This is a genomic window from Bradyrhizobium diazoefficiens, assembly GCF_016612535.1.
Lineage (GTDB): Bacteria > Pseudomonadota > Alphaproteobacteria > Rhizobiales > Xanthobacteraceae > Bradyrhizobium > Bradyrhizobium diazoefficiens_C.
In genome coordinates this window covers 879,383-903,211 of sequence record NZ_JAENXS010000001.1, presented here as the reverse complement: position 1 = coordinate 903,211, position 23,829 = coordinate 879,383, and the positions used below count along the sequence as shown (strand labels likewise).

The 23,829-nt window shown below is 64.8% G+C and carries 22 protein-coding genes; 13 read left to right on the top strand and 9 right to left on the bottom strand.

Annotated elements, in window-relative coordinates; genetic code table 11:
• Positions 1 to 986: 986 nt before the first annotated feature.
• From JJE66_RS04225 to JJE66_RS04210, 4 genes are all read left to right on the top strand, one after another.
• Positions 987 to 3,326 (top strand): Tex family protein, encoded by a 2,340-nt coding sequence (locus tag JJE66_RS04225; RefSeq protein WP_200512843.1) that lies wholly within the window; start codon positions 987 to 989, stop codon positions 3,324 to 3,326.
• Between the two features lie 189 nt (positions 3,327 to 3,515).
• Positions 3,516 to 4,028: a hypothetical protein gene (locus JJE66_RS37860; protein WP_246756066.1), complete on the top strand. Its 513-nt coding sequence runs from the start codon at positions 3,516 to 3,518 to the stop codon at positions 4,026 to 4,028.
• Between the two features lie 97 nt (positions 4,029 to 4,125).
• The gene (locus JJE66_RS04215) at positions 4,126 to 4,818 is read left to right on the top strand and encodes a response regulator transcription factor (protein WP_200512841.1); all 693 of its coding nucleotides are present in this window, start codon (positions 4,126 to 4,128) and stop codon (positions 4,816 to 4,818) included.
• Complete coding sequence (locus JJE66_RS04210; RefSeq protein WP_200512840.1) at positions 4,805 to 5,875, top strand: HAMP domain-containing sensor histidine kinase; 1,071 nt, start codon at positions 4,805 to 4,807, stop codon at positions 5,873 to 5,875. Before JJE66_RS04215 ends, JJE66_RS04210 begins: the two co-directional genes overlap by 14 nt.
• On the opposite strand, the gene JJE66_RS04205 is transcribed toward JJE66_RS04210, so the two are convergent.
• Positions 5,870 to 6,241, bottom strand: a complete 372-nt coding sequence (locus JJE66_RS04205) for a response regulator transcription factor (protein WP_200512839.1) — start codon at positions 6,239 to 6,241, stop codon at positions 5,870 to 5,872. The genes JJE66_RS04210 and JJE66_RS04205 overlap by 6 nt on opposite strands.
• Positions 6,238 to 7,104, bottom strand: a complete 867-nt coding sequence (locus JJE66_RS04200) for a S1C family serine protease (protein WP_200512838.1) — start codon at positions 7,102 to 7,104, stop codon at positions 6,238 to 6,240. The genes JJE66_RS04205 and JJE66_RS04200 overlap by 4 nt, the downstream gene beginning before the upstream one ends.
• Positions 7,105 to 7,305: 201 nt before the next feature.
• Here JJE66_RS04200 and JJE66_RS04195 point away from each other — a divergent pair, with 201 nt between their 5' ends.
• The 3 genes from JJE66_RS04195 to JJE66_RS04185 all read left to right on the top strand — a co-directional run bounded on the left by JJE66_RS04195 (position 7,306) and on the right by JJE66_RS04185 (position 11,733).
• Positions 7,306 to 8,271 (top strand): VOC family protein, encoded by a 966-nt coding sequence (locus JJE66_RS04195; RefSeq protein WP_200512837.1) that lies wholly within the window; start codon positions 7,306 to 7,308, stop codon positions 8,269 to 8,271.
• A 65-nt stretch (positions 8,272 to 8,336) separates the two neighbouring features.
• Positions 8,337 to 9,212, top strand: a complete 876-nt coding sequence (locus JJE66_RS04190) for a dihydrodipicolinate synthase family protein (RefSeq protein WP_200512836.1) — start codon at positions 8,337 to 8,339, stop codon at positions 9,210 to 9,212.
• Positions 9,213 to 9,411: 199 nt separating this feature from the next.
• Positions 9,412 to 11,733: a xanthine dehydrogenase family protein molybdopterin-binding subunit gene (locus JJE66_RS04185; RefSeq protein WP_200512835.1), complete on the top strand. Its 2,322-nt coding sequence runs from the start codon at positions 9,412 to 9,414 to the stop codon at positions 11,731 to 11,733.
• A 97-nt stretch (positions 11,734 to 11,830) separates the two neighbouring features.
• Here the strand turns inward: JJE66_RS04185 and JJE66_RS04180 are convergent, their stop codons facing one another.
• From JJE66_RS04180 to JJE66_RS04170, 3 genes are read right to left on the bottom strand one after another with little or no spacing between them, the layout of a single operon-like run.
• Positions 11,831 to 13,027 carry an acyl-CoA dehydrogenase family protein gene (locus JJE66_RS04180; RefSeq protein ID WP_200512834.1) on the bottom strand — a complete coding sequence of 399 codons (1,197 nt, stop codon included), beginning with the start codon at positions 13,025 to 13,027 and terminating at the stop codon, positions 11,831 to 11,833.
• A 15-nt stretch (positions 13,028 to 13,042) separates the two neighbouring features.
• A complete protein-coding gene (locus JJE66_RS04175) occupies positions 13,043 to 14,191 on the bottom strand; it encodes an acyl-CoA dehydrogenase family protein (protein ID WP_200512833.1) in 1,149 nt (382 codons plus the stop codon).
• 5 nt (positions 14,192 to 14,196) lie between these two features.
• Positions 14,197 to 15,048, bottom strand: coding sequence for an enoyl-CoA hydratase (locus JJE66_RS04170; protein WP_200512832.1), 852 nt, complete (start codon positions 15,046 to 15,048; stop codon positions 14,197 to 14,199).
• A gap of 182 nt (positions 15,049 to 15,230) precedes the next feature.
• Here JJE66_RS04170 and JJE66_RS04165 point away from each other — a divergent pair, with 182 nt between their 5' ends.
• From JJE66_RS04165 to JJE66_RS04155, 3 genes are read left to right on the top strand one after another with little or no spacing between them, the layout of a single operon-like run.
• Positions 15,231 to 15,839 carry a LemA family protein gene (locus JJE66_RS04165; RefSeq protein WP_200512831.1) on the top strand — a complete coding sequence of 203 codons (609 nt, stop codon included), beginning with the start codon at positions 15,231 to 15,233 and terminating at the stop codon, positions 15,837 to 15,839.
• Positions 15,840 to 15,854: 15 nt separating this feature from the next.
• The gene (locus tag JJE66_RS04160; protein ID WP_200512830.1) at positions 15,855 to 16,736 is read left to right on the top strand and encodes a YgcG family protein; all 882 of its coding nucleotides are present in this window, start codon (positions 15,855 to 15,857) and stop codon (positions 16,734 to 16,736) included.
• Positions 16,737 to 16,738: 2 nt separating this feature from the next.
• Positions 16,739 to 17,236: a TPM domain-containing protein gene (locus tag JJE66_RS04155; RefSeq protein WP_200512829.1), complete on the top strand. Its 498-nt coding sequence runs from the start codon at positions 16,739 to 16,741 to the stop codon at positions 17,234 to 17,236.
• 58 nt (positions 17,237 to 17,294) lie between these two features.
• Here JJE66_RS04155 and JJE66_RS04150 read toward each other — a convergent pair whose 3' ends face one another.
• Both JJE66_RS04150 and JJE66_RS04145 read right to left on the bottom strand, forming a co-directional pair.
• Complete coding sequence (locus JJE66_RS04150) at positions 17,295 to 18,107, bottom strand: MBL fold metallo-hydrolase (protein ID WP_200512828.1); 813 nt, start codon at positions 18,105 to 18,107, stop codon at positions 17,295 to 17,297.
• Positions 18,104 to 18,475, bottom strand: coding sequence for a Crp/Fnr family transcriptional regulator (locus JJE66_RS04145; protein ID WP_200512827.1), 372 nt, complete (start codon positions 18,473 to 18,475; stop codon positions 18,104 to 18,106). Before JJE66_RS04145 ends, JJE66_RS04150 begins: the two co-directional genes overlap by 4 nt.
• Positions 18,476 to 18,755: 280 nt before the next feature.
• Between JJE66_RS04145 and JJE66_RS04140 the strand changes: the two genes are divergently transcribed.
• From JJE66_RS04140 to JJE66_RS04130, 3 genes are all read left to right on the top strand, one after another.
• On the top strand, positions 18,756 to 19,769 hold the full coding sequence (locus JJE66_RS04140) for a hypothetical protein (protein ID WP_311979825.1): 1,014 nt from the start codon (positions 18,756 to 18,758) through the stop codon (positions 19,767 to 19,769).
• A gap of 100 nt (positions 19,770 to 19,869) precedes the next feature.
• Entirely contained in the window at positions 19,870 to 21,420 is a 1,551-nt protein-coding gene (locus tag JJE66_RS04135) for a hypothetical protein (protein WP_200512826.1), read from the top strand.
• A gap of 23 nt (positions 21,421 to 21,443) precedes the next feature.
• Positions 21,444 to 21,608 (top strand): hypothetical protein, encoded by a 165-nt coding sequence (locus JJE66_RS04130; protein WP_200512825.1) that lies wholly within the window; start codon positions 21,444 to 21,446, stop codon positions 21,606 to 21,608.
• 9 nt (positions 21,609 to 21,617) lie between these two features.
• On the opposite strand, the gene JJE66_RS04125 is transcribed toward JJE66_RS04130, so the two are convergent.
• Positions 21,618 to 22,265 (bottom strand): glutathione S-transferase family protein, encoded by a 648-nt coding sequence (locus tag JJE66_RS04125; protein ID WP_200512824.1) that lies wholly within the window; start codon positions 22,263 to 22,265, stop codon positions 21,618 to 21,620.
• 277 nt (positions 22,266 to 22,542) lie between these two features.
• Positions 22,543 to 23,748: a CaiB/BaiF CoA-transferase family protein gene (locus JJE66_RS04120; protein WP_200512823.1), complete on the bottom strand. Its 1,206-nt coding sequence runs from the start codon at positions 23,746 to 23,748 to the stop codon at positions 22,543 to 22,545.
• Positions 23,749 to 23,829 lie beyond the last annotated feature (81 nt).

The window sequence follows — 23,829 nt, the reverse complement described above, 5'->3', positions numbered from 1 at the left end:
GCTGGTCAATCCGTCGCTCCAAAAATATTCCACTTTATCGAAATTCGGATTTGTCGTATGTATCCGCCCATCCTGATCCGGCGAAGAGGGGCGGTCGTACGTCGTCACGAGCCGCGGATCGGGCTGCGGTGGACGCGAGCGGCGCCGTCGCGGATGTGAGCGCAGGGCGGGGCAGTGGATTGAGCCGAGCCCCATGAGCGACTTGCAAGCCGCGTTGTACGAACGGCGCCCAATGCCTGTGACGCTCTCGGGCGAAGCGGGACTTGTCCGGCGAAGCCTTTTGGCGAAGCGGGATGCTTGCGTACGGCAAAACCGTGTGGTCCTGGCCGTCGTCGCTACGGCCAAGTCTTGCGGAGGCGGCATTGGCGTCAACCGGCGCGGTGCCGGCGAATTCCGTGAGGTGACGGAGGCAAAAAGAACTCGTCTCCGGGGTGAGCACGGCATAAGCCGTCCGACCATCGCGCAGGGAAGGCCGTGTGTTTGGCTACACCTGTATGCTGCTGTGCGGTCTCTTTGCGCTACACATTCGCGCAGCAGACCGCGGGTGCGAGGTCAGCACCCGGCCTTCCCTGCGCCCTTTCTGTCGAGAGGGCGATGAGGAGAGCAAAACTCGGGCGAAACGCGCCGCGAGAGCGAGAAGGTGTGTCTGCCAGTTAAAATGTGCATTGGAGGATGCGATGCCGCCCCTCGCTCCGTCATTGCGAGCGCAGCGAAGCAATCCAGAGTCCTTCCGCGGAGGGATTCTGGATTGCTTCGTCGCAAGGGCTCCTCGCAATGACGTGTGGAGGGAGCGTGCGCCTCAACTTCTGCTATCTGGCCCCGCGACATTCCCACGATTGTGGCGAGATCGCATCGGTTCGACCAAAAAACCTCTGTCGACGGTCTGTCGCAGTACCTTGATGAATCAACCCCGGTTGGTCCATAAGCGGCGTCCCGCGGTCGGATTTCGGTCTGCGTCGCGGGCTTGGCTATAGAGGGATCGTCGCGTGGCAAATATCAATCAGAAAATTGCGCAGGAGCTTGGGGTCCGGGCGGAGCAGGTCGAGGCGACGGTGACGCTGCTCGACGGCGGCGCCACGGTTCCCTTCATCGCGCGCTACCGCAAGGAAGCGACCGGTGCGCTCGACGACGCGCAATTGCGCACCCTGGAGGAGCGCCTCGGCTATTTGCGCGAGCTCGAAGACCGCCGCAAGGCCATCCTCGAATCGGTCCGCGAGCAGGGCAAGCTCGATGCTGCGCTGGAAGCTTCCATTCTTGCCGCCGACAGCAAGGCGCGCCTCGAAGACATCTATCTGCCGTTCAAGCCGAAGCGCCGGACCAAGGCCGAGATCGCCAAGGAAGCCGGCCTCGAGCCGCTCGCCAACCAGTTGATGGCGGAGTCCGGCAACGATCCCAAGCTCGTCGCCGAAGCCTACGTCAACGCCGAGAAGGGCGTTGCGGATGCGGTAGCCGCGCTCGACGGCGCCCGCGCCATCCTGGTCGAACGTTTTGACGAAGACGCCGATTTGATCGGCGTGCTGCGTGAGGAGATGTGGACCAACGCGCGCATGGCGTCCAAGGTGCGCGACGGCAAGAAGACCGAGGGCGAGAAGTTTGCCGACTATTTTGATTTCTCCGAGCCGCTGACCAAGCTGCCGTCGCATCGCATCCTCGCGATGTTCCGCGGCGAAAAGGAAGAGATCCTCGACTTGCAAATGCAGGCCGAGGCCGAAGCGCCGCCGCCCGGCGTGCCGGGTGCCTATGAGCTGAAGATCATGAAGCGGTTCGGCATCGCCGATCTCAAGCGCGCCGGCGACCGATGGCTGATCGACACCGTGCGCTGGGCCTGGCGCACCAAGATCCAGGTGCATCTCAACATCGATTTGCGCATGCGGCTGTGGAATGCGGCCGAGACTGAGGCCGTGCGGGTGTTCGCCTCGAACCTGCGCGACCTGCTGCTGGCAGCGCCCGCGGGCACCCGCGCCACCATGGGTCTCGATCCCGGCTTCCGCACCGGCGTCAAGGTCGCGGTCACCGACGCGACCGGCAAGGTGGTCGATACCGCCGTGATCTATCCGCACGAACCGCAGCGGCAGTGGAACGAAGCGCTCGCAATCCTCGGCAAGCTCGCGCTGAAACATCGTGTCGAGCTGATTGCAATCGGCAACGGCACGGCCTCGCGCGAAACCGACAAGCTCGCGGCCGATCTCGTCAAGGGCCTCGCCGAACTGAAGATGTCCAAGATCGTGGTGTCGGAAGCCGGCGCGTCGGTCTATTCGGCCTCGGCTTTCGCTTCCGAGGAATTGCCTGATCTCGACGTCACCTTGCGCGGTGCCGTCTCGATCGCCCGCCGTCTCCAGGATCCGCTCGCCGAGTTGGTCAAGATCGAGCCGAAGGCGATCGGCGTCGGCCAGTATCAGCACGATCTCGGCCAGGCCAAGTTGGCAAAGTCGCTCGATGCCGTGGTCGAAGACTGCGTGAACGCGGTCGGCGTCGACGTCAACACGGCCTCCGCACCGCTTCTGGCGCGCGTGTCGGGCGTGGGCGCGGGCCTTGCCCAGAGCATTGTGGCGCATCGTGACGCCAACGGCCCGTTCAAGTCGCGCAAGGCGCTCAAGGAGGTGCCGCGCTTGGGTCCGAAGGCGTTCGAGCAGTGCGCCGGATTCCTGCGCATCCTCGGCGGCGAGGACCCGCTCGATGCCTCCGGCGTGCATCCGGAAGCCTATCCAGTGGTCCGCCGTATCCTTTCCGCCACCAAGAGCGACATCAAGGCGCTGATCGGCAGCAGCGAGATCGTGCGCACGCTGAAGCCGAAGGATTTCGTCGACGAGACCTTCGGTCTGCCGACCGTGACCGACATCCTGCGCGAGCTCGAGAAGCCCGGCCGCGATCCGCGCCCCGCGTTCAAGGCCGCAGTGTTCATGGAAGGCGTCGAGGAGATCAAGCATCTCAAAAAGGGCATGATCCTCGAGGGCACCGTCACCAACGTCGCCGCGTTCGGCGCCTTCGTCGACATCGGGGTGCATCAGGACGGCCTCGTGCACATCTCGGCGATGTCTAAGACCTACATCAAGGACCCGCGCGAGGTGGTGAAGCCTGGCGACATCGTCAAGGTCAAGGTGCTGGACTTCGAGGTCGCACGCAAGCGCATCTCGCTGACCTTGCGTCTCGACGACGAGGTCGGCGCCAAGAAGGATGCCCCCGGCATGCAGCGCGACAACAATTCTCGCAGCCCCGCCCGCATGACCTCGTCGGCCCCGCGCCAGCAGGAATCCTCTGGCGGTGGCGGCGCGCTCGCCGAGGCGCTGCGTCGCGCGGCGGAGAAGAACGGCGGCAAGCGGGTTTGAGGCGTTTGGGGCGAGGTCTCGCGGCTTGCTCACCTCTCCCGCAAGCGGGAGAGGGAGCGAGAGAGCTTGCCTCCCTAACATCCGCGTCAGAATCTGGCGCATTTGTAAATTGAAGGCGCCTGCCCATTCGTCTCATCTGATCATCCTCGTGCGGCGCGGTCACCGCCGCACTGCAAGGAGGATGGTTCGATGAACAACAGGATGCTCAAAGGTCTCACTGCGGCGACGATTGCGGCAGTCATGGCGATCGCTTCGCCCGTGCTCGCCCGAGGCGGAGGTGGAGGCGGCGGCCATGGCGGCGGTGGTTTCGGCGGCGGCGGTCATGGTGGTGGTGGCGGCTTCGGTGGCGGGATGCACGGCGGAGGCTTTGGTGGCGGCATGCACGCTGGCGCCTTCAGTGGCATGCATGTCGGCGGCATGGGCGGCGCGCACTTCGCTCATGTCGGTGGACCAGGCCTTAATGGAGCTGCCTTCGGCGGCGCGCGGTTCGCGCATGCGGCGATCGGGCCGCGCTTCGCCGGCGCCGGCAGGCCCTTCATCGGCCGTCACGCCTTCTTCTTCCACCACCATCATCTCCGCCGTTTCGCCGTGTTCGGCGCGCCCTACTACTATGACAATTATTACGACGATGGTTGCTGGCGCAGGAGCTTGACGCCCTCCGGGTGGCAATGGGTCAATGTGTGCGGGGATTCTTGGTACTAGCATCGCCGGACCGCACCATTGTCGCGGTCGCCACCGGGCGGTTCCGTCCAGCCCCGGAACGGGATAGCCTGGTGGTGATCGTCGCGCGGAGTTTGTCATGAGCGGAGGCCACCGCCGTATCCTCGTCGTCGAGGACGATCCGGAAACCGCAGGCCAGCTCGTCGAGGAGCTGACGATTTCCGGCTATGACGTCGATCTCGCCGCGACGGGCCGTGAGGCGCTGAGCCACAGCGCTGCCCGCGATTATGCCGTGATCACCATCGACCGAATGCTGCCCGACATCGACGGCATCACCGTCATGAGGCAATTGCGCGATGACGGCGTTGCGGCCCCCTTCCTGATCATCTCCGCGCTCGGCGAGGTGGACGACCGCGTGCGCGGTTTGCGCGCCGGCGGCGACGATTATCTGGTCAAGCCGTTCTCCTTCGTCGAGCTGCTCGCACGCCTCGAGGCGCTCGGCCGCCGCAGCGAGACCATCGCCAAGGAAACTATCTTGCGCGTCGGCGATCTCGCCGTCGACCTGATCGCGCGCAACGCCAGCCGCCGCGGCCGCAAGATTCCGCTGCTGCCGCGCGAGTTCCAGCTGCTCGAATATCTCGTGCGCAACGAGGGCCGCGTGGTGTCCCGCGCAATGCTGCTCCAGCATGTCTGGGACCTGCATTTCGATCCCTCCACCAACATCATCGACGTCTATGTCGGGCGTGTCCGCCGCAAGGTCGACGATGCCCAGGCCTATCCATTGATCCACACCATTCGCGGCATCGGATATTGCCTCCGTGCTCCTGGCTAATACGCTTCGTTCCTCGACCTTCCGCCTGGCGCTGATCGCGATCGCGATCTTCGGCCTGATCGTGGCGGCGATCATGGCCTATGTCTATTTTGGCACGCTCGCTTATGTGCGGAGCCGGGCCGGCGATGTCGGCGACCACAGCGGCTTCATCGCGATGCTCGAGCTCGCGATGATCGCGGTTGCCGTGCTGCTGGTCGTGCTTGCCGGCCTCGCCGCCGTGCTGGTGACGAGGCGTACGGTCGGGCGGATCGAGGAGATCAACGCCACCAGCCGCGCCATCATGCTGTCCGGGCTCGACCGGCGCATTCCCCTGCGCGGCAGCCACGACGAATGGGACCGTGTCGCCGAAAACCTCAACCAGATGCTCGATCGGATCGAGACGCTGATGGGCGAGGTCAAGCAGGTCAGTGATAATGTCGCCCACGATCTGCGCACGCCGCTGACGCGCATGCGGGGCCGGCTGGAAAAGGCCTATCATGCGCCGCGCGGGGATGAAGCCGATGCCGCGCTGATCGGCGACACCATTGCCGATCTCGATGCCGTGCTCGGCATGTTCGCTTCCATCACGCGGATCTCGGAGATCGAGACCCGCGCCCGCCGGCGCGCCTTCCGCGCGCTCAACTTGGCCGAAATCGCAGGCGAAGTCGTCGAGCTCTACGACGCTGCCGCCGAACAGGTCGCGACGCGCCTGACCCTTGGCGGCCACCGCGATGTCGCCGTGACCGGCGATCGCGACCTCTTGTTCGACGCCATCGCCAATCTGGTCGACAATTCGATCAAGCACGGCCGCGCCGGAGGAAAGGTGACCGTGACCTGCCGCAATGCCGCCGACGGCGCGATGATCGCCGTCACCGATGATGGCCCGGGCATTGCCGCCGATCAGCACGATCACGTGTTCAAGCGCTTCTACCGGCTCGAGCAGAGCCGCTATACCCCGGGCAATGGCCTGGGCTTGAGCCTTGTGGCGGCGGTGTCGCGCCTCCATGGCGCCGAGATCGCGCTGCATGACAATGCGCCGGGCCTGACGGTCCAGCTCAGCTTTCCGGTCGCGCTATAGCTCGATCACGCCGCGGCGTGCTGCATGCGCCACCGCATCGGTGCGGCCGGTGGCATCAAGCTTGTCGAGCAGCGAGCCGACGTGGAATTTTACCGTATGCACGGAGATGTTGAGCTGCCGCGCGATCATCTTGTTGGAGGCGCCTTCCGCCATCAGCGCCAGCACGTCGATTTCGCGCTGCGTCAGCGCGATGTCGTCGGGCATGACGCGCGGATCGCGGGCGACGATCGTCGCCGTGGCCTGCTCGCCAGGCACGGCAAGGCGAAGCCCCGCGACACTGCCGAGCAGCGTGGCGAGGCGGTCGGCGAGCGCGGGATCGTCAATCTCCAGCGACAGCACGATCTCCGGCGTCTTGTCCTCGCTCACGCCTCCGGCCTCTCGCCGATCGTGACCTTGAAGCTCGCCGGCTCGCCGCCGCGGCGGACCGCGACGTCGACCACCTGGCCGACGCTCGCAGGTCCCAGCGTCCGCAACAACGCGCGCACGCCGGACAGCTTCTGGTCGTTGACCGCGACGATGACGTCACCCTGGCGGATGCCGGCCGCGGCCGACGGGCCGGCCTTGTCGACATTCATCACCATCGCGCCGATGCCGTCGTCGAGCCGCAGCGGCTGCAGCCCGAGCCCGAGATAGCCGCGGGCGATGCGGCCGCGCGTCTCGAGCTGCGCCGCGACGCGCTCGATCGTCGCCGTCGGGATCACCAGCACGCGCCGCGGCCCGAGCACGGCCATGCCGAAGGCCTCTCCGGATGCGTCGAGGGCAAGGCCGCCCTCCTGGCTCGGACGCAGGCGGACATCAAGCTCGATCCGCGCATCGATCTCGCCGCCGCGCAGGGAGCGCCAGCCTTGGCCGGAGAGCGACACCATTCCGAGCGTCGCGCTTGACGCGTCGCGGTTGGTCGCGACCACGACCGAGAGTGTGCCGAGGGCAGGGATCGTCGATGCCAGCTTGACTGGGGCGACGTTGGTATCGGCACGCAGCAGCGCGATATCGGTCGTGTGGTCGCGGCCGACGATCCTGGCAGCAGCGGTGCTGCCGTCGGCAAGGACGATCTGAACGTCGCCCTCGTCGGCCAGCGCCTCGTCGGCAGTCACGATCAGGCCGGGCTTCCAGACGAAGCCGGTTGAGCGGGAGCGATGCGAATGCACGGAGACGACGGATGGCGCGATGCGCGCCACGACATCCGCGATCGCGGACGACAATGAGGACAGAGGAGTGGGATCGGTCATGCAAGACTCCTTTGAGCTGTAGGGCTCCTGTAAGCTGTCCACAATCTGGGATGTCGCGGGCGTTTGCGAAACTGCCCGGGTGGCCAGTCCTCCGAAGGAGCCACGGCCGACGAACATGTGATTGGGAGCCGCTCACGGGAACGTGTAGCAATCCCCAAATTGCGCCTTACGGCCTCAAACCCTTTCAGCGAGTCTCAACCGATGACCATCGACCTCACCCGCCGCACCCTGCTGCAACTCGCCGGCGCCACTTCGCTCGCGATGGCCGCGGTGGCTGCCGCGCGCGCCGAGGGCCATCCGCAAGGCGGCGGGCCGACCTATGCCAGCCGCACGCCGATGCGGGTCGGCATGTTGACGTTGCGTGTGAAGAATCTCGACAAGGTGGCGGACTACTACCGCGACGTGATCGGGCTCACCGTGATGGAGCGCTCGGCCACCGCTGCTAGGCTCGGCACGGCCGGCATCACGCTGCTGGTGCTGGAAGCCCGTCCCGACGCTGCGATCGAGCCGCGCAATGCCGCCGGCCTCTACCACACCGCCTTCCTGATGCCGACGCGCAAGGACCTCGCGCGCTGGTTGGTAGCAGCCGCCTCGCATCGCGTGCCGTTGTCGGGCTTTGCCGATCACCTCGTCAGCGAATCCGTCTATCTCGACGACCCCGAAGGCAACGGTATCGAGGTCTATGCCGACCGCGATCCCTCGCAATGGCAGTGGAGCGAGGGCAGCGTGAAGATGGCCACCGACGAGCTCAACATCCCCGACCTGTTGTCGCTGACCAACACGCGCGTCAGCGACTATGCCAGGGCCCCGGAGGGGCTGCGCGTCGGCCACATGCATTTGCGTGTCGGCGATCTCGTGCAGGCCGAGCGCTTCTATCACGGTGCGATTGGCCTCGACCCGACCCGCAGCCGCAACGGCGCCGCGTTCCTGTCGTCGGGGCGCTATCACCACCATCTCGGCATGAATATCTGGCAAAGCCAGGGCGCCGGCCAGCGCGACGACACCACGACGGGGCTCGCCTGGTTCTCGCTGGTGACCGAGAAACCGGAGCTGCTCGCCGCGCAGCAAGAGCGCCTGCGCCAGGGCGGCGCCCGGGTAGTGCAGCTGCCCGATGGCCTCGAGGCGATCGATCCCTGGGGCACGCGGGTGCGGCTGCTCAAGATTTGATCAACGGCGCAAGCATTGGTAATACCCGTCAGGCGCAAACCAGCTTTCCGGAGTCCGCATCTGACATGTCCGACTTCCACGGCGTCTTCCCCTATCTCGTCTCGCCCGTCGATGCCGAGGGCGCGGTGCGGACGAACGTCCTTGCAAAGCTCTGCGACGACCTGATCGGCGCCGGGGTTCACGGGCTGACGCCGCTCGGTTCGACCGGCGAATTCGCGTATCTCGACGCCGCGCAGCGCACCGCGGTCGTGCAGACCACGATCGAGGTTGCGAACGGCCGCGTGCCTGTCGTGGCGGGCGTTGCGTCGACCTCGACGGCGGATGCGGTGGCGCAGGCGAAGGCCTATCAGAGGCTCGGGGCCGACGGCATTCTGGCGATCCTCGAGGCATATTTCCCGCTCGCCGATGCCCAGGTCGAATCCTATTTCCGCAGCATTGCGGATGCCGTCGACATTCCGGTCGTCATCTACACCAATCCGCAATTCCAGCGCTCCGATCTGACCCTCGACATCATCGCGCGCCTCGCCGAGCATCCGCGCATCGGCTACATCAAGGATGCCTCGACCAACACCGGCCGGCTGCTCTCGATCATGAATCGCGGCGGCGATGCTCTGCGCGTCTTCTCGGCCTCCGCCCATATCCCGGCCGCGGTAATGCTGATCGGCGGCATTGGCTGGATGGCGGGACCGGCCTGCATCATCCCGCGCCAGAGCGTCGCGCTCTACGACCTCTGCAAGGCCGGCCGCTGGGATGAGGCTATGGGGCTCCAGCGCCGGCTGTGGCGGATCAACGAGGCCTTCGCCCGCTTCAACCTCGCGGCCTGCATCAAGGCCGGGCTGGCGATCCAGGGCTACGACGTCGGCGATCCCGTCCCGCCGCAGGCCGCACTGACGGCTGATGCGCGCAAAGTGGTGGAAGCGGCGCTGCGGGAGCTTGCTTAAGCCTCTCCGTAGTCGTCATGGCCGGGCTTGTCCCGGCCATCCACGCCTTGCTCCTCCAAAGACAGAACGTGGATGCCCGGGACAAGCCCGGGCATGACGAAAGTGTGGGATTGGCCGTCCAAAAGCGCGGCTGGTCTCGCCTGCCTCGATCCGCTAAAAGGCAGCCCGCATTTCAAGAGACCCTGAGGACGAGAGCGGAATGAACATTCTTCCCGGCAATTTGCGTTTCGGAGCGGGCCAGCCCGTCAAGCGTTTGGAAGACCAGCGGCTGCTCACCGGGAAGGGGCAATTCATCGACGACAAGCCGGCGGACGGCGCGCTGTGGTTGCATGTGCTGCGCTCGCCGCATGCGCATGCGAAGATCGTCTCGATCGACACCAGCGCCGCGGCCGCGATACCCGGCGTCACCGCGATCTATACCGGCGCCGATCTGATCAAGGACGACGTCGGCACCATTCCGACCCTGAGCATCTTCAAGCGTCCCGACGGCAAGCCGATGACGGTGCCGCCGCGCCGGCTGCTCGCCCATGAGGTTGTGCGCTACACCGGCGAGGCGGTCGCGGCGGTGGTTGCCTCGTCACGCGCAGAGGCCCAGAGCGCGGCCGAAGCGATCGTCATCGAGTATGACGTGCAGCCGGCGGTGGTCGATCCCGTCGAGGCGGTGAAGCCCGGCGCGCCGGTGGTATGGCCGGATGCGCCCGACAACATCGTCGGCGCCATGAGCTACGGCGATGCCGCCAAGGTCGACGAGGTCTTTGCGAAGGCGGCGCACACGGTCGAGCTCGATCTCGTCAGCCAGCGCCTGGTGCCCTCGGCCATGGAGCCGCGCTCGAGCATTGCCGAGATCGATAGGGCGACCGGCCGGCTGCTCCTGCATGTGCAATCGCAAACCCCGGCGTCGACCCGCGACGTGCTGGCGGAAGCCGTGCTGAAGCGTCCGAAGGACAGCGTCCGTGTGCTGGTCGGCGATATCGGCGGCGGCTTTGGCCAGAAGACCAACCTCTATCCCGAAGACGGCATCGTCGCCTATGCCGCGACCAAGCTGAACAGGAAGATCCGCTGGCGCGGCGACCGCACTGACGAGTTCGTCGGTGGCACCCATGGCCGCGATCTCACCTCGACCGCCTCCTTCGCACTGGACGAGAAGGGCAAGGTGCTGGCCTATCGCGTCAAATCGATCGGCTGCACCGGCGCCTATTCGTCCGGAGCGGGCAACATCATCCCCCTGGTGCTCGGGCCCTTCGTGCAGACCGGAGTTTACGACCTGCCGCTGGTGCATTTCCAAGTGAAGTCGGTGATGACCCACACCGCGCCTGTCGGCGCCTATCGCGGCGCTGGCCGCCCCGAAGCGGTGTTCATCGTCGAGCGCCTGTTCGACGCCGCCGCGCGAAAAATCGGCATGGATCCGCGCGCGATCCGGAAAGTGAACTACATCAAGCCGGGCCAACTGCCCTATACCAACGCGGCCGGCCAGGTCTACGATTCCGGCGCCTTCGCTCACATGCTCGATCGTGCCGTCAAGCTTGCGGACTGGGACGGCTTTGCCGCGCGCAAGAAGGCGGCGAAGAAAAAGGGCCTGCTCTATGGCCGCGGGCTCACCTCCTACATCGAGTGGACCGGCGGCCGCGCCCATACCGAAAAGGTCAGCCTGCACGCGACCTCACAGGGCCGCGTCATCCTGCATTCCGGCACCATGGCGATGGGGCAAGGGCTGCAGACAACCTACACCCAGATGATCTCCGATACGCTCGGCATCCCCATGGACAAGATCGACGTGGTCCAGGGCGACACTGATCTGGCGATGGGTTTTGGCAGCGTCGGCTCGCGCTCGCTGTTCGTCGGCGGCACGGCCGTGGCGGTCTCCTCCAACGATCTGATCCAGAAGGCGCGCGAGAAGGCGGCGAACGTACTGGAGACTTCGGTCGAGGATATCGAATATCAGGGCGGCATGCTCACCGTGGTCGGCACCGACCGCCGCATCAGCCTGTTCGACATCGCCGAGAAGGAGACCGGCGCCAAGCTCAGCGTCGATTCCGAGGGCGAGGTTGACGGGCCCAGCTGGCCCAATGGCACGCATATTTGCGAGGTCGAGATCGATCCGGAGACCGGCGTGTCCAAGGTGGTGCGCTACACCACCGTCGACGACGTCGGCGTCGCCGTGAATCCGATGCTGGTCACCGGCCAGATCCATGGCGGTGTCGCGCAGGGCATCGGCCAGGCGCTGTATGAGGGCGTGTCGTATGATGCCGACGGCCAGCTGCTGACCGCGAGCTACCAGGATTACTGCATCCCGCGCGCCGACGACGTTCCGCCGATCGTGGTGACGCTTGACGATTCCGCGCCGTGCCGCACGAATCCGCTCGGCGCCAAGGGCTGCGGCGAATCCGGTGCCATCGGCGGCCCGCCCTGCGTCACCAACGGCGTGATGGACGCGCTTGCCGAACTCGGCATCACCCAGCTCAACACGCCGCTGACGCCGCAGAAGATCTGGCAGGCAATCAAGGACGCGAAGGTGGGTTGACAGCCCGGTGGCATAGCCCGGATGGAGCGCAGCGAAATCCGGGGCCGCCCGCGGTTGTTGTCCCGGATTGCGCTTCGCTCCATCCGGGCTACAAGTGCTAAATCCCCAACATCATCTTCGCGATGATGTCGCGCTGGATCTCCGACGTGCCGCCGAAGATCGTGTAGGCCCGGCCGTTGAGATATTCCGGCACGATTGTCAGCATGTCCTCAGGCAAAACCGGCTCGTGGTTGAGCTTGTAGAGCGGGCGCATCGGCTCGACCGCGAGCGCGTCGTGGCCGATCACGTCGACGCCGAGGCGCGTCACGGCTTGCCGGATTTCGCTGTTGCGCAGCTTCAGGATCGACGACACCGCGCCGGGGTTCTGCCCGGTCTGGAGTGCCGAGAGCACGCGCAGCTCGGTCATTTCCAGCGCGTCGATGTCGATTTCGACCTCGGAGATGCGCGTGGCGATATCGGGGCTGTCGATCGCGCGACCCGTCAGATCCGACTCTGCCAGATCTGAGATCGCCTTCAGGCCCTCGCGCAGCTTGGCGGACGCAATCCCGGAGCCACGCTCGAATTCGAGCAGATATTTGCCGTAAGTCCAGCCCTTGCCTTCCTCGCCGACGCGGTTCGTCACGGGTACGCGCAAATCGTCGAAGAACACCTGGTTGACTTCGTGATCACCACCGATGGTCAGGATCGGCCGCGTCGTAATGCCCGGCGTCTTCATGTCGATCAGGATGAAGCTGATGCCGTCCTGCTGCCGTGGCCCGTCGCCGGTGCGTACCAGCGCGAACATGCGGTTGGCGTGGTGCGCATGCGTCGTCCAGATCTTGGTGCCGTTGATGATGTAGTCGTCGCCGTCGCGCACGGCGCGCGTCTTCAGCGAGGAGAGGTCGGAGCCGGAGCCCGGCTCGGAATAGCCCTGGCACCAATAGTCCTCGCCGGAGAGAATCCGCGGCAGATAGAAATTCTTCTGCTCGGGCGAGCCGAAGCCGATGATGACGGGCCCGACCATCTTCACGCCCATCACGTTGACGTTCGGCACGCCGGCGCGTGCGGATTCGGTCTCGAAGATCCAGCGCTGGGCCGGCGTCCAGTCCGGGCCGCCATGCTCGACCGGCCAGCCCGGCGCGCCCCAGCCGCGGCTGTGCAGCGCGCGCTGCCAGGCCATGCCGATATCGGGATCGGAGAATACCGAGGGCGTCAGAGCTGTCGCGCGCTTCATTTCGTCGGTGAGATTCTTGGCAATAAAATCGCGCACCTCGCTCTGGAAGGCGCGCTCCTCAGTGTTGAACGACAGGTCCATGATGCGCTCCTTGTGTCAGGCAGGCTGGGTGGTGCGGCCAAGCTGGGCGTAGCGGGCATAGTGGTGCGCGCTGCCACCGAACAGCGTGTCGAAGGCGACCAGGCGCTTGAAATAGGCGCCGACCTCGAGCTCCTCGGTGACGCCCATGCCGCCGTGCAACTGGATCGACTGCTCGCCGACAAAACGTGCGCACTTGCCGATCTTCGCCTTCGCGGCCGACGCGGCGCGGGCACGCTCGACGTGCGGGGCATCTGCCTTCAGCGCGGCGCGCAGCGCCATCGCGCGCGCTTCGTCGACCTGGATCGCCATGTCGGCAAGGCGATGGCGGATCACCTGGTTGGCGGACAGCGGTCGGCCGAATTGCTTTCGGATCTTGGTGTAGTCCAGCGTGGTATCCAGCAGCGTCTGCATGATGCCGACGGCTTCCGCGCCCAGCGCAGCCATGGTGCGATCGACGGCCCATTCGATCGCCGGCAGCGCATCCTTGCCGCCGCCGAGCAGTGCGTCCTCCGGCAGCTGCACGTCCGAGAGTTCGATGTTGCAGGCGCGCCCGCCACCGAGCCGCGGATAGTCGGAGATCGCGAGGCTTGGTGCCGTTGCCGGCACCAGAAACAGGCCGATCCGCCCCGATCGTGCCTGATGATCATGGATATGCGCGGAGACGATGATCTCGTCGGCGGCGTGGCCGTCGAGCACCGCGATCTTGCTGCCCGCGAGACGCCAGCCCTGCGCCGTCTTGTTCGCGACGGTTGCGATCTTGGCGAGATCGAACCGCGCGGCGCGCTCAGAATGCGCAAACGCAAGTTTCAATGATCCGTCCGCGATCTTGGGGAGGCTGGCCTGCTTCTGGGCTGTGCTGCCGCATCTGTCGATCAGTGCGGCCCCGAGCACGACAGTCGCGACATAAGGCTCGGACACCAGCCCGCGGCCAAAGGCTTCCATCAAGATGCCGATCTCGACCGGCCCGCCGCCGAGGCCGTCAAACTCTTCCGGGATCGGTAGCGCCAGCCAGCCGAGCTCAGCAAACTGCTTCCACACCGCCGGGCTGAAGCCGAGCGGATCGTTCGCCGTCTTGCGGCGGTGCTCGGCATCGTAGCTCTCGGCCACGAAGCGCTCCGCGCTCTCGCGCAGCAGCCGTTGCTCGTCACTGAGGTTGAGGTCCATGGCGTCTACTCCGCGGCCGCCGGCTTGCGCACGGAGGGATGCAATCCGGACGGATCGACCACCATGCCGAATTCTTGGAGATTGTGGGCGTGACAGAGCTGATGCAACGCAAAGGCCTGGTCGATCGCGGCGGGCTGCCCCATCACGTCGACCGAGCGGTTCACCGCCTCCTTGGTCAGCTTCAGCGCAAAGGACGGCTTTGATGCGATCCTTCGCGCCAGCTCCAGTACCCGCGCCGACAATTCCGCGCGTGGCACGACCTTGTTCACCATGCCGAGCTGATGCGCCTCCTCGGCACTCCAGCTATCGGCCGTGAACAGAAATTCCTTGGCCTTGCGCGGGCCGAGCTCCCAGGGATGCACGAACCATTCGACGCCGCAGACGCCCATGGTGACGACGGGATCGCAGAACCGCGCATCGTCGCTGGCGACGATGAGGTCGCAGGCCCAGGCCAGCATCAAGCCGCCGGCGATGCACTTGCCGTGCACCTCGGCTATCATTGGCTTGGCCAGATTGCGCCAGCGCCGGGTGATCTGGAGATAAATTTCCTGCTCGCGCGCGAAGCGGCCATGCGCGTTCGCCTCCGCAAAGCCACCCCAATTTCCAATCGGCGGAAAATCGACGCCGGCTGCATTCTTGCCGCCGGGGCGCAGATCATGGCCGGACGAGAAATGCGGCCCGTTGCCGGCGAGGACGATGACCTTGACCGTGTCGTCCTGCACCGCCGCGTCAAAGGCGGCGTTGAGGTCGTAGGTCATTTGCAGGTTCTGCGCATTGCGCGCGTCGGGCCGGTTCATCACGACCCGGGCAATCGCCGGCTCCGGCCGCTCCACGAGGATGGTCTCGAACGAGGACATGGCGCGCTCCCTGCTGTTTTTGTCTTGTTTGCCAAGATTGTTTTGCCAAGAGTTGACTATGTCGCCCGGTGATAGGCAAGGGGCTTGCGTCAGCCGGCTGCTTTTCGCCGTCCGCGTGGGATAGCTGGCGCCATGCGCGTTCAATCTGGTAGTTTGCGCCCGATTCCACCGGGAGAAATTTGATGCGCAAGATCCTGACCGTGCTGGCAGCGCTGGCCTCGCTCAGCCTCACCAATTGCGGCTACAACGCGATCCAGAGCCAGGATGAGCAGATCAAGGCCAACTGGTCCGAGGTCGTGAACCAGTATCAGCGGCGCGCCGATCTCGTGCCCAACCTCGTCAACTCGGTGAAGGGCTTTGCGCAACAGGAAAAGGACGTGCTGCTCGGCGTCACCAATGCGCGCGCCAAGGTCGGCAGCATCCAGGCGACGCCCGAGGTGCTCAACGACCCCTCCGCCTTCCAGAAATTCCAGGCCGCGCAAGGCGAGCTCTCCAGTGCATTGTCGCGACTCCTCGTGGTCACGGAGAATTATCCGCAGCTCAAATCGGACACCCTGTTCAGGGACCTGATGTCGCAGCTAGAGGGCACCGAAAACCGCATCACGGTCGCGCGCAACCGCTACATCAAGTCGGTGCAGGATTATAACGTCACCGTCCGGTCGTTCCCGAACAACCTCACCGCGATGATGTTCGGCTACAAAGAGAAACCGAACTTCTCGGTCGAGAATGAGAAGGAAATCTCGACCGCGCCGAAGGTCGATTTCAACCCGGCGCCCGCGCCGTCGAAGTAAGCGCGTCCGGCTCCGATGCGCGCTGTCAAGGCCTTCCTGCTTACACTGCTGCTTGGCTGGGCGTTCTCCGCTTTGGCCGATGTCGCCGTGCCGCAGCTCACCGGCCGTGTCGTCGACCGGACCGGCACGCTCTCCAGCGGTGACATCGCCGCGTTGTCGCAAAAGCTCAGCGATTTCGAGACAAAGAAAGGCAGCCAGATCGCCGTGCTGATCGTGCCGACGACAGATCCTGAGACGATCGAGCAATTCTCGATCCGTGTTGCCGAGGCCTGGAAGATCGGCCGCAAGAAGGTCGACGATGGGGCGATCCTAGTCGTCGCCAAGAATGATCGCCATCTCCGCATCGAGGTCGGCTACGGCCTCGAGGGCGCGCTCACCGACGTGACCTCGCGACGGATCATCGACGAAGTCATCACGCCGAAATTCAGGGAGGGCGACTTCGCCGGCGGCATCTCGGCCGGCGTCGACCGGATGATGCGCGTCGTCGATGGCGAGCCGCTGCCGGTTCCGTCGCGCAGCGTGAATTTCGCCAATCTGGACGAGATCGGGCCGATGGTCCCGGTCGCGCTGTTTGCTTCGCTCGTTGTCGGCGGATTTCTGCGCGCGCTGCTAGGGCGATTGCTGGGCTCGGTTGCGACCGGCAGCGTGATCGCCATCCTGGCGTTGCTCATCATCGGATCCGCAGGATGGGCCTTACTCGCCGGCATCGTCGGCTTCGTGTTGTCCTTCATCGCCGATCTGTTTCCGGCATCGACGGGGTCGTCGCGCGGCGGTTCGTGGTCAAGCGGTTCGTCGTCGGGAGGCGGCTGGAGCAGCGGATCATCGTCCAGTGACAGCGGCAGCTTCAGCGGGGGCGGCGGCGGCTTTGGTGGCGGCGGCGCGTCGGGGAGCTGGTAGTCATGAGCATTGGGCGCATCACCCGGCATCTCCTCCAGCACCATTGGCGCGCCAGGCGAGTGTTTCCGCAAAGCGTGCTCGATCGCATCGAGCAAGCGATCGAGCAGAGCGAGACGACGCATTCCGGCCAAATCCGCTTCGTCGTCGAAGGCGCGCTCGACGGCTGTCCGCTGTTTGGCAATCAACATGCACGCGAGCGCGCGCTTGATGTGTTCTCGCATTTGCGGATCTGGGATACCGCGCACAACAACGGCGTGCTGATCTACCTGCTGCTCGCCGACCGCGACGTCGAGATCATCGCTGACCGTGGCATCGATGCGAAGGTCGGCGCGGCGGGTTGGGAAAACATCTGCCGCGCGATGGAGACGGAGTTCAAGTCCGGCCAATTCGAGCGCGGCGTGATCGACGGCATCGCGGCGGTGTCGCGCGAGCTGGCAAAGCATTTCCCGCCGAGTGGCCCGCATCCGAACGAGCTGCCGGACAAGCCGGTGGTGATGTAGCCCAGTGTCGTCCCGGCCTAGTGCGCAATTGCGCACTTGGCCGGGACGACATTGTGGATCAATCATCCAGCTTGTTCAGATCCCGCACCGACTGCATGATCGGCTCGAAGTTCGAGCGCGCGTCCAGCGCGTCGAACAATTGCGCGGTGTCCTCGAGCAAACCATGCGACCGTGCAATGGCGATGCGGACGTCCTCCTGCGGCGTGTCCGACAGCCTTCCGTGTCCCGACAGCAGGATACTGGTGCTCAGCCCCTTGATTCGCTCCAGCGATTGGATGTAGTCGGAGATGCTGCCGGAGCCGAACACGCCGCCCATCACGCCGCCGGGCATCAGCGTGTCGGCGGCGAACAGCAGGCCCTTGTCCTGCTCAAACAGCGTGATGCAGGCCGAGGTGTGGCCCGGCGTGTACATCACGTTGAGGCGGAAATTGCCGAGGTCGATCAGATTGCCTTCCTCGAGCCAGATGTCGATGTTAACGGGCACGTTCGGCTCGTTGAACATCTTGCGCAGCATCGAGAAATCGTCGCGCAGCATGATCTTGTTGGCGGCGAGGCGATGGGCTGCGACGTAGGTGCGCCGCTCGTTGAAGTGCCAGGCCGCGCCGATATGGTCGAGATGCTCGTGGCTCAGCACCACCATGTCGATCTTCTCCGGCGGGCAACCGACGAAGTTGAGGCACTCGACCATCGCCGGATAGTTCGAGGACAGGCCGACATCGATCAGGATCGTTCGTGCCGAGCCGCGCACCAGATAGGCGTTGGCGGCGCGGTTGGAGAAGCGGATCTGGTAGACGTCATCGGCAGCCTGGATCAGCGAGCAGGTGTCGTTCTTCGTCAGGATCGGGAACGAGGTCGGCTTGCGGTCGCTCATGGTTGCGCCGCCTGGTAGATGACGGCGTTGGAAGCGCGCAGGCGCTTGGAAAGCGCGTCCATCACCATCAGCGCAAACGCCGGCTGCTGGCTGACGAGATAGACGAAGCGGGCGTGGTTGATCCTCATCACCTTCGTGTTCGGCGCGGAAGCAATCGCCGTCGCCGAGCGCGCCGAACCGTCGATCACGGCCATCTCGCCGAAGAACTCGCCCTTGCCGAGCTTGATGATGCTGGTCTTGCTGGCGCCATTGAACTTGGCGATCTCGACCTCGCCGTCGAGGACGACGAACAGTTCGCGGCCGGTCGAGCCCTCCTCGAAGATGATGTCATCGACACCAAAGGCCTTAATGCACTTCTCGATCGCCATGGCACTCCCAAAGCCCCTTCTGGAGTTCTTCTGGATGACGGAACGGCCCATGTTAGCCGGGGAACGGTGACGCGCAAACAGCCCCTTCGGCTGAGATGGCTGCCTACCGCAGGGCAACATGGGCTGACAAATTGTTGCACGCCGCCACGCCGGTTCCTCTTTCCGGACCCAATTCGGCCTCGGACGAGTTCCTAAAATTTCGGTAAGCGGGTCCCGAGGTAAGGAATTCGCAAGCAATGAAAGTTACCAAAAGGTCAACCTAGACTGGAGTATTTGAGCCGTGACCGAAGCAACGCCCGAATTGGCCGGCCAAAAGGCTGGTGAGCGGACTGGTGAAGCCGCCGCATCCGCGCCGCAGGCCGTCGAGGCTGCCGCCGGCATTGAGGCCCCGTCGATCGCCCCCGACCATGAGGCACCGCCCAAGCCCGATCCGGTCATGCCGGACGCTCCGAAGGTTGAGCCGCCAAAGCTCGAGGCTTCAAGGATCGAGGTGCCCAAGATCAACGCTGCGCCTCAGGCCGCACCCGAGTCCGAGCCCAAGCCCGGCAAGCTGATTGTCATGGCGCCCTCGGAGCGGTCCTGGGACCGTGAAGAGTTTGCCCCGCATGTGAAGGCGGACGATTTGCGTGACACCGGCGGCAAGCGCCGCCTGTCGGCGATGGCCGCGGTCGTGGCGATCGCAGCCAGCGTCGGCGCCATCAGCGGCGCGCTCGCGACCGCCGGCATGATGCATTTCGCCAGCCCGGCACCGGCGCAGGTGGCGGATACCAGCGCGCTGGATGCGTCCGTCGCCCGGATCGATGCCGACGTCGTGGCGCTCAAGGCCAATGTCGAGCACACCTCCAAGACCGGCCTCAGCCAGTTCAACCGGGCCAACGACCGTCTCGACAAGCTCGAGAAGGCGCAGGCCGAACCGATGGCCAAGCTCGCAAAGCTGTCCGAGACTGTCGACAAGTTGCGTGCCACACCGCCCGCTGCCCCCGCGCAGGCTGCAGCCGCAGCGCCCGCCAAGGAGACCACCGGCTCGATCGCGCCGACCCAGGTTGCGACGGCCGCTGCCGCGCCGGCTCCTGTGCCGGCCGCACCCAAGACGGAAGTCGGCCGGCTGCCGACCATCGAAGGCTGGAGGCTGCGCGATGTCGCCAATGGCGGTGCGCTGATCGAGGGCCGGAATGGCCTGTACGAGGTCTATGCCGGCGATCCCATCCCCGGCCTCGGCCGCGTCGATGCGATCCGCCGCCAGGACGGCCGCTGGGTGGTCGTCACCGCCAAAGGCCTGATCGTCGCGCGCTAGACTAAGCGTCCGATTTCCGACTCATCACAAGAGGCGCTTCACCACCGCGTGAAGCGCCTTTTTACTTGAATACGCAAAGCCCCGCGGTGTTAGTGGAGGCATGAGCCGCGCGTTGCGAATTGTCGTTGCTATCGCCGTATTGTTCGGCGGGGGTAAGTCGTCAATGGCAGCGGAGAACGCGCCGCTCGTACGCGGCACCGCGATCACCGATCCCGATCTCCTGAAGAAGCTCGACCAGAACGATGCGCTGACGATCTCGCGTCTGTTGCAGCCGGAGCGGAACGCGAATGTTCCGCTGACGAGTGATCTGCTGTTCGCATCGCTGCCCCAGCTCAAGGAAATTCCGCCGGCGATCGACGCGGAGTTCGATCGCTACATCGGGCAACACAAGCTGGCTTCGCCGAGCGAGACCATCGGCGTCGGTGAAGGCTTCGACGTCCAGCTGTTCGACCGGGCCAACCTGAAATCTGCCAACACGCGCTTCGTGCTGGCCGGCATCGTCAACCGCATGGACCGCGCCTATGTGTCGGAGGAGTCGTGCGGTGAAATCCGACTGATCTATCGCCTGGCCCGCTTCGAGACCCAGCCGGACGGCAGCAAGACGGCGACGCGCCTGCCGATGACGTTCAACCTAGTGATGAAGGCGCGCGATGCGGGCCAGACCGATCAGAGCGGCAAGCCCATCACCTGCGCCGAGGTCGCGCGGCGCTGGCTCGACAATGGCGATTGGCAGGGGCTGATCGGCAGCCGCTCAGCCCCCTACGACGCGATGATCGACCGCATCGAGACCAATATCCAGATCTCGATCTCGCCAAAGTCGGCGCTGCACGATTTCCGCTCCGACTATCTGCTCAAGGTGTTCAAATACGACGCGGCGACGAAGATTTTCGTGGAATCAACGCTGGAGAACCAGATCGACCGCGACCGCATCATGGCCGACGACGCGCTCCGGCGCGACTTCAAGGCCTGGCTGCTTACCCCTGCGAATTTTCGCGACTTCGATCGCGGCACCGTGCTGATCCCGGAGAAGTATCTCGCCAAGGCTGCGATCGCGCCGACACCGGCCGGCTTCGATGCATCGGATCTGCAGCCAGAATTCGGGATGATGCAAGGGGAGGGGAAAGGGGAAGGCAAAGACGATCCAGTCTTCACCGACAACGATGTGGTCGGCGCGCTGAAGCAGGCGGCCACGCGCGGCATCACCATGGAGAACATCCGCTCGGTCGCAGGCTTCCAGCGCCGCCTCAACGATGTCACGTGCTCGGGCTGCCACCAGACCCGGGGCATCGGCGGCTTCCATTTCCCGGGCGTGGACTGGCTCGCGGACAAGCCGTCGAACTCCACCATCGTGCCGGCCTCGCCGCATTTTGTCGGCGATCAGCCCCGCCGCCGCGACATCCTGACGGCCTTTGCCGCCGGCAAACGCCCTGATTTCTCACGCGGTTTCGCCAGCCGCCCGCAGACCCGCGGCAGCTCGGAGCTCGCCGGCACCGAGTACCAGGATGGCTGGGGCGCGCATTGTTATTTGCAAGGTCCGGGATCGGGAACGTCCGACAAGAGTTTTACGTCATGGACCTGTGCTAAAGGTCTCACCTGTCAGGCTGCTTCGGCATCGAGCCGCATCGGCATGTGCTTCATCAAGACGCGTTAGCAAAATAACGATTTGGATGGCTCATGACGGATACCAGCGAAGCCAACAAGGAGCGCAATTGCGAGATCGCGCGGAACGAGGAAGCCAAACAGGTCACCGGCAGCATCCGCGTCAGCGCCACAGCTGTCGCGGTGGTCGTCATCATCGGCGGGATCCTGTTCACGCTCGGCTGGCTGGCGCTGAAATAGTCGGGATTCTCATTTCGCGTAATTCGTCATCCGCTTGCCGGGCAGGAGATCATAGGCTGATTTCCAGCCGGGTAGCGCGGCCATGCGGCCGAGCCAGGCGTGGATGGCGGGATGGCTCGTCGCAAAATCGAAGCCATGCTCGTCGCTCGGATAGTGCAGATAGGCCATCATCGAGATATCGGCGACCGTCGGCTTGCCGCCGATCGCAAAGGCGTTGTGCTGGAGATGCCCGTCGAGAATGCCGAGGAAATCCTCGAGGCGCCGGCGAAAGTGCTTCAGCACCTGCGGATCGTTCTTCTCGGTGAAGTCCCGCATGAAGCGATAGGTCGCCATGTAGCCGGTTAGCTTGTGGTTGTCCCAGAACAGCCAGCGCAGCAGCTCGAACTTTTCCTGCTCCGTCTCTGCGCCGAAACGCCCATATTGTTCCGCGAGCTTCAGCAGGAGCGGCGCAGTCTGCGTCATCTTCACGCCGTCGACTTCGAGCACGGGAATTTCGCCCATTTCGTTGACGGCCTTGCGCCACTCTGCCGTGCGGGTCACGCCGCCGCCGAAGTCGGTCCAGACCGGCTCGAACATCTCGCCGCAAAGCGTCAGCATCAAAGCCAGCTTGTAGCTGTTGCCGGATTCGGGGAAGTAGTGCAGGCGATAGCTGGGCATGGGACCTCACGCGGCGCGATGTTGCCGCGAGGTTATAGCGGGATAGCACGGCATCGTCATTGCGAGCGTAGCGAAGCAATCCAGCAATGCATCTGTGATCGAGGCGTTGCCACACACTCAGTGTCGTCCCGGCGCAGGCCGGGACCCATACCGCGTGATTTATCGATTGTGATCGGTCGGACTACCGAACAACCAGTCTTCGCCAAACTACTCCCTGGGGTTATGGGTCCCGGCCTTCGCCGGGACGACGGCGGAGTATGCGGTGAGCATTCGCCGCTTACCCCACCGCCCCCTTAGACCTCAGCTGCTTGATCGCGGCCTCGTCGTATCCCACACCACGCAAGATCTCGTCACTGTGCTCGCCGACGCCGGGCGGCTTGCGCGGTTGCACCTTCTTGGTGCCGTCGATCCAGATCGGGCTGGAGATGGTGAGCATGGTGTCGTTCTCGAACGGCACCAGCACCTCGTTGTCGAGCATCTGCTTGTCGTTCGGAATGTCGTCCAGAATGCCGACGATGCCGAACACCAGCCCGTTGCCGTCGAGGATCTTGCGCCATTCGGCGAGATCCCTGGTGGCAAAGGTCTCGTCAAAAATCTTGATCAGCTCGATCGAGCGGGCGTGGCGGTCCGGCTTGGTGGCAAAGCGTGGATCACTGATCAGGTCCTCGCGTCCGAGGCATTTGGCCAATGTCGGAAACTGCTTCTCCTCGCTCAGCAGCGACAGGATCAGCCAGCGGCCGTCCCTGCACTGATAGTGGTTGGCAACGGCATTGAGCGCGCGCTCGCGCGGGCGCCGCTCGCCGAACTTGGCGCCGCAGAGTTTGGCCTGTGCCAGCACGCTCGCAGCCCACACGCCGTTGGCCATCAGGTTGGAGGCGACATGCGAGCCCTTGCCGGTCTTCTCGCGCTGATAGAGCGCGGTGACGATCGCGCTGTACAGCGCCATGGCGCAGGGATGGTCGCCCATGCCGGCGACAGAGCGGGCCGGTGTCGTGTCGATGTCGGCGCGGACGAGGTCCATCAGGCCGGAGCGCGCCCAATAGGCGTTGCTGTCGAAACCGGGCTTGTTGGCTTCCTCGCCCTTCTCGCCATAGCCGGTGAAGGAAGCGTAGATCAGCCGGTCGTTGAGATGGGCGAGATGGTCGTGGGTTATGCCGAGCTTGGCGCGTACCGGCGGCGGCATGTTGGTGATGAAGACGTCGGCCTCTTCGACCAGCTTGTAGAGCACGGCCTGCGCCTCCGGCTTGGAGAGGTCGAGCGCGAGGCTCTTCTTGTTGCGGGCTTCCAGTAGCCACGCGAAATTGTGCTCGCCGGTGGGATAGCCGGGCAGGTTCGGCAGATTGCGGTAGGGGTCGCCGGCGCCGGGCGGCTCGATCTTGATCACATCGGCGCCGAAATCCGACAGCACGGTCGCAGCCGCGGGGGCCGCGATGAAGCTCGCGCAGTCCAGAACCTTGAGCCCCGCAAAAATGCCTTTTTCCATCGCGGCGTTGCTCCCTCGCTCTTGTTGTTTCCCGCTGGCTGGAATTCGCGCGGGCAGGTCATGGAAGCATTAGACTGATGT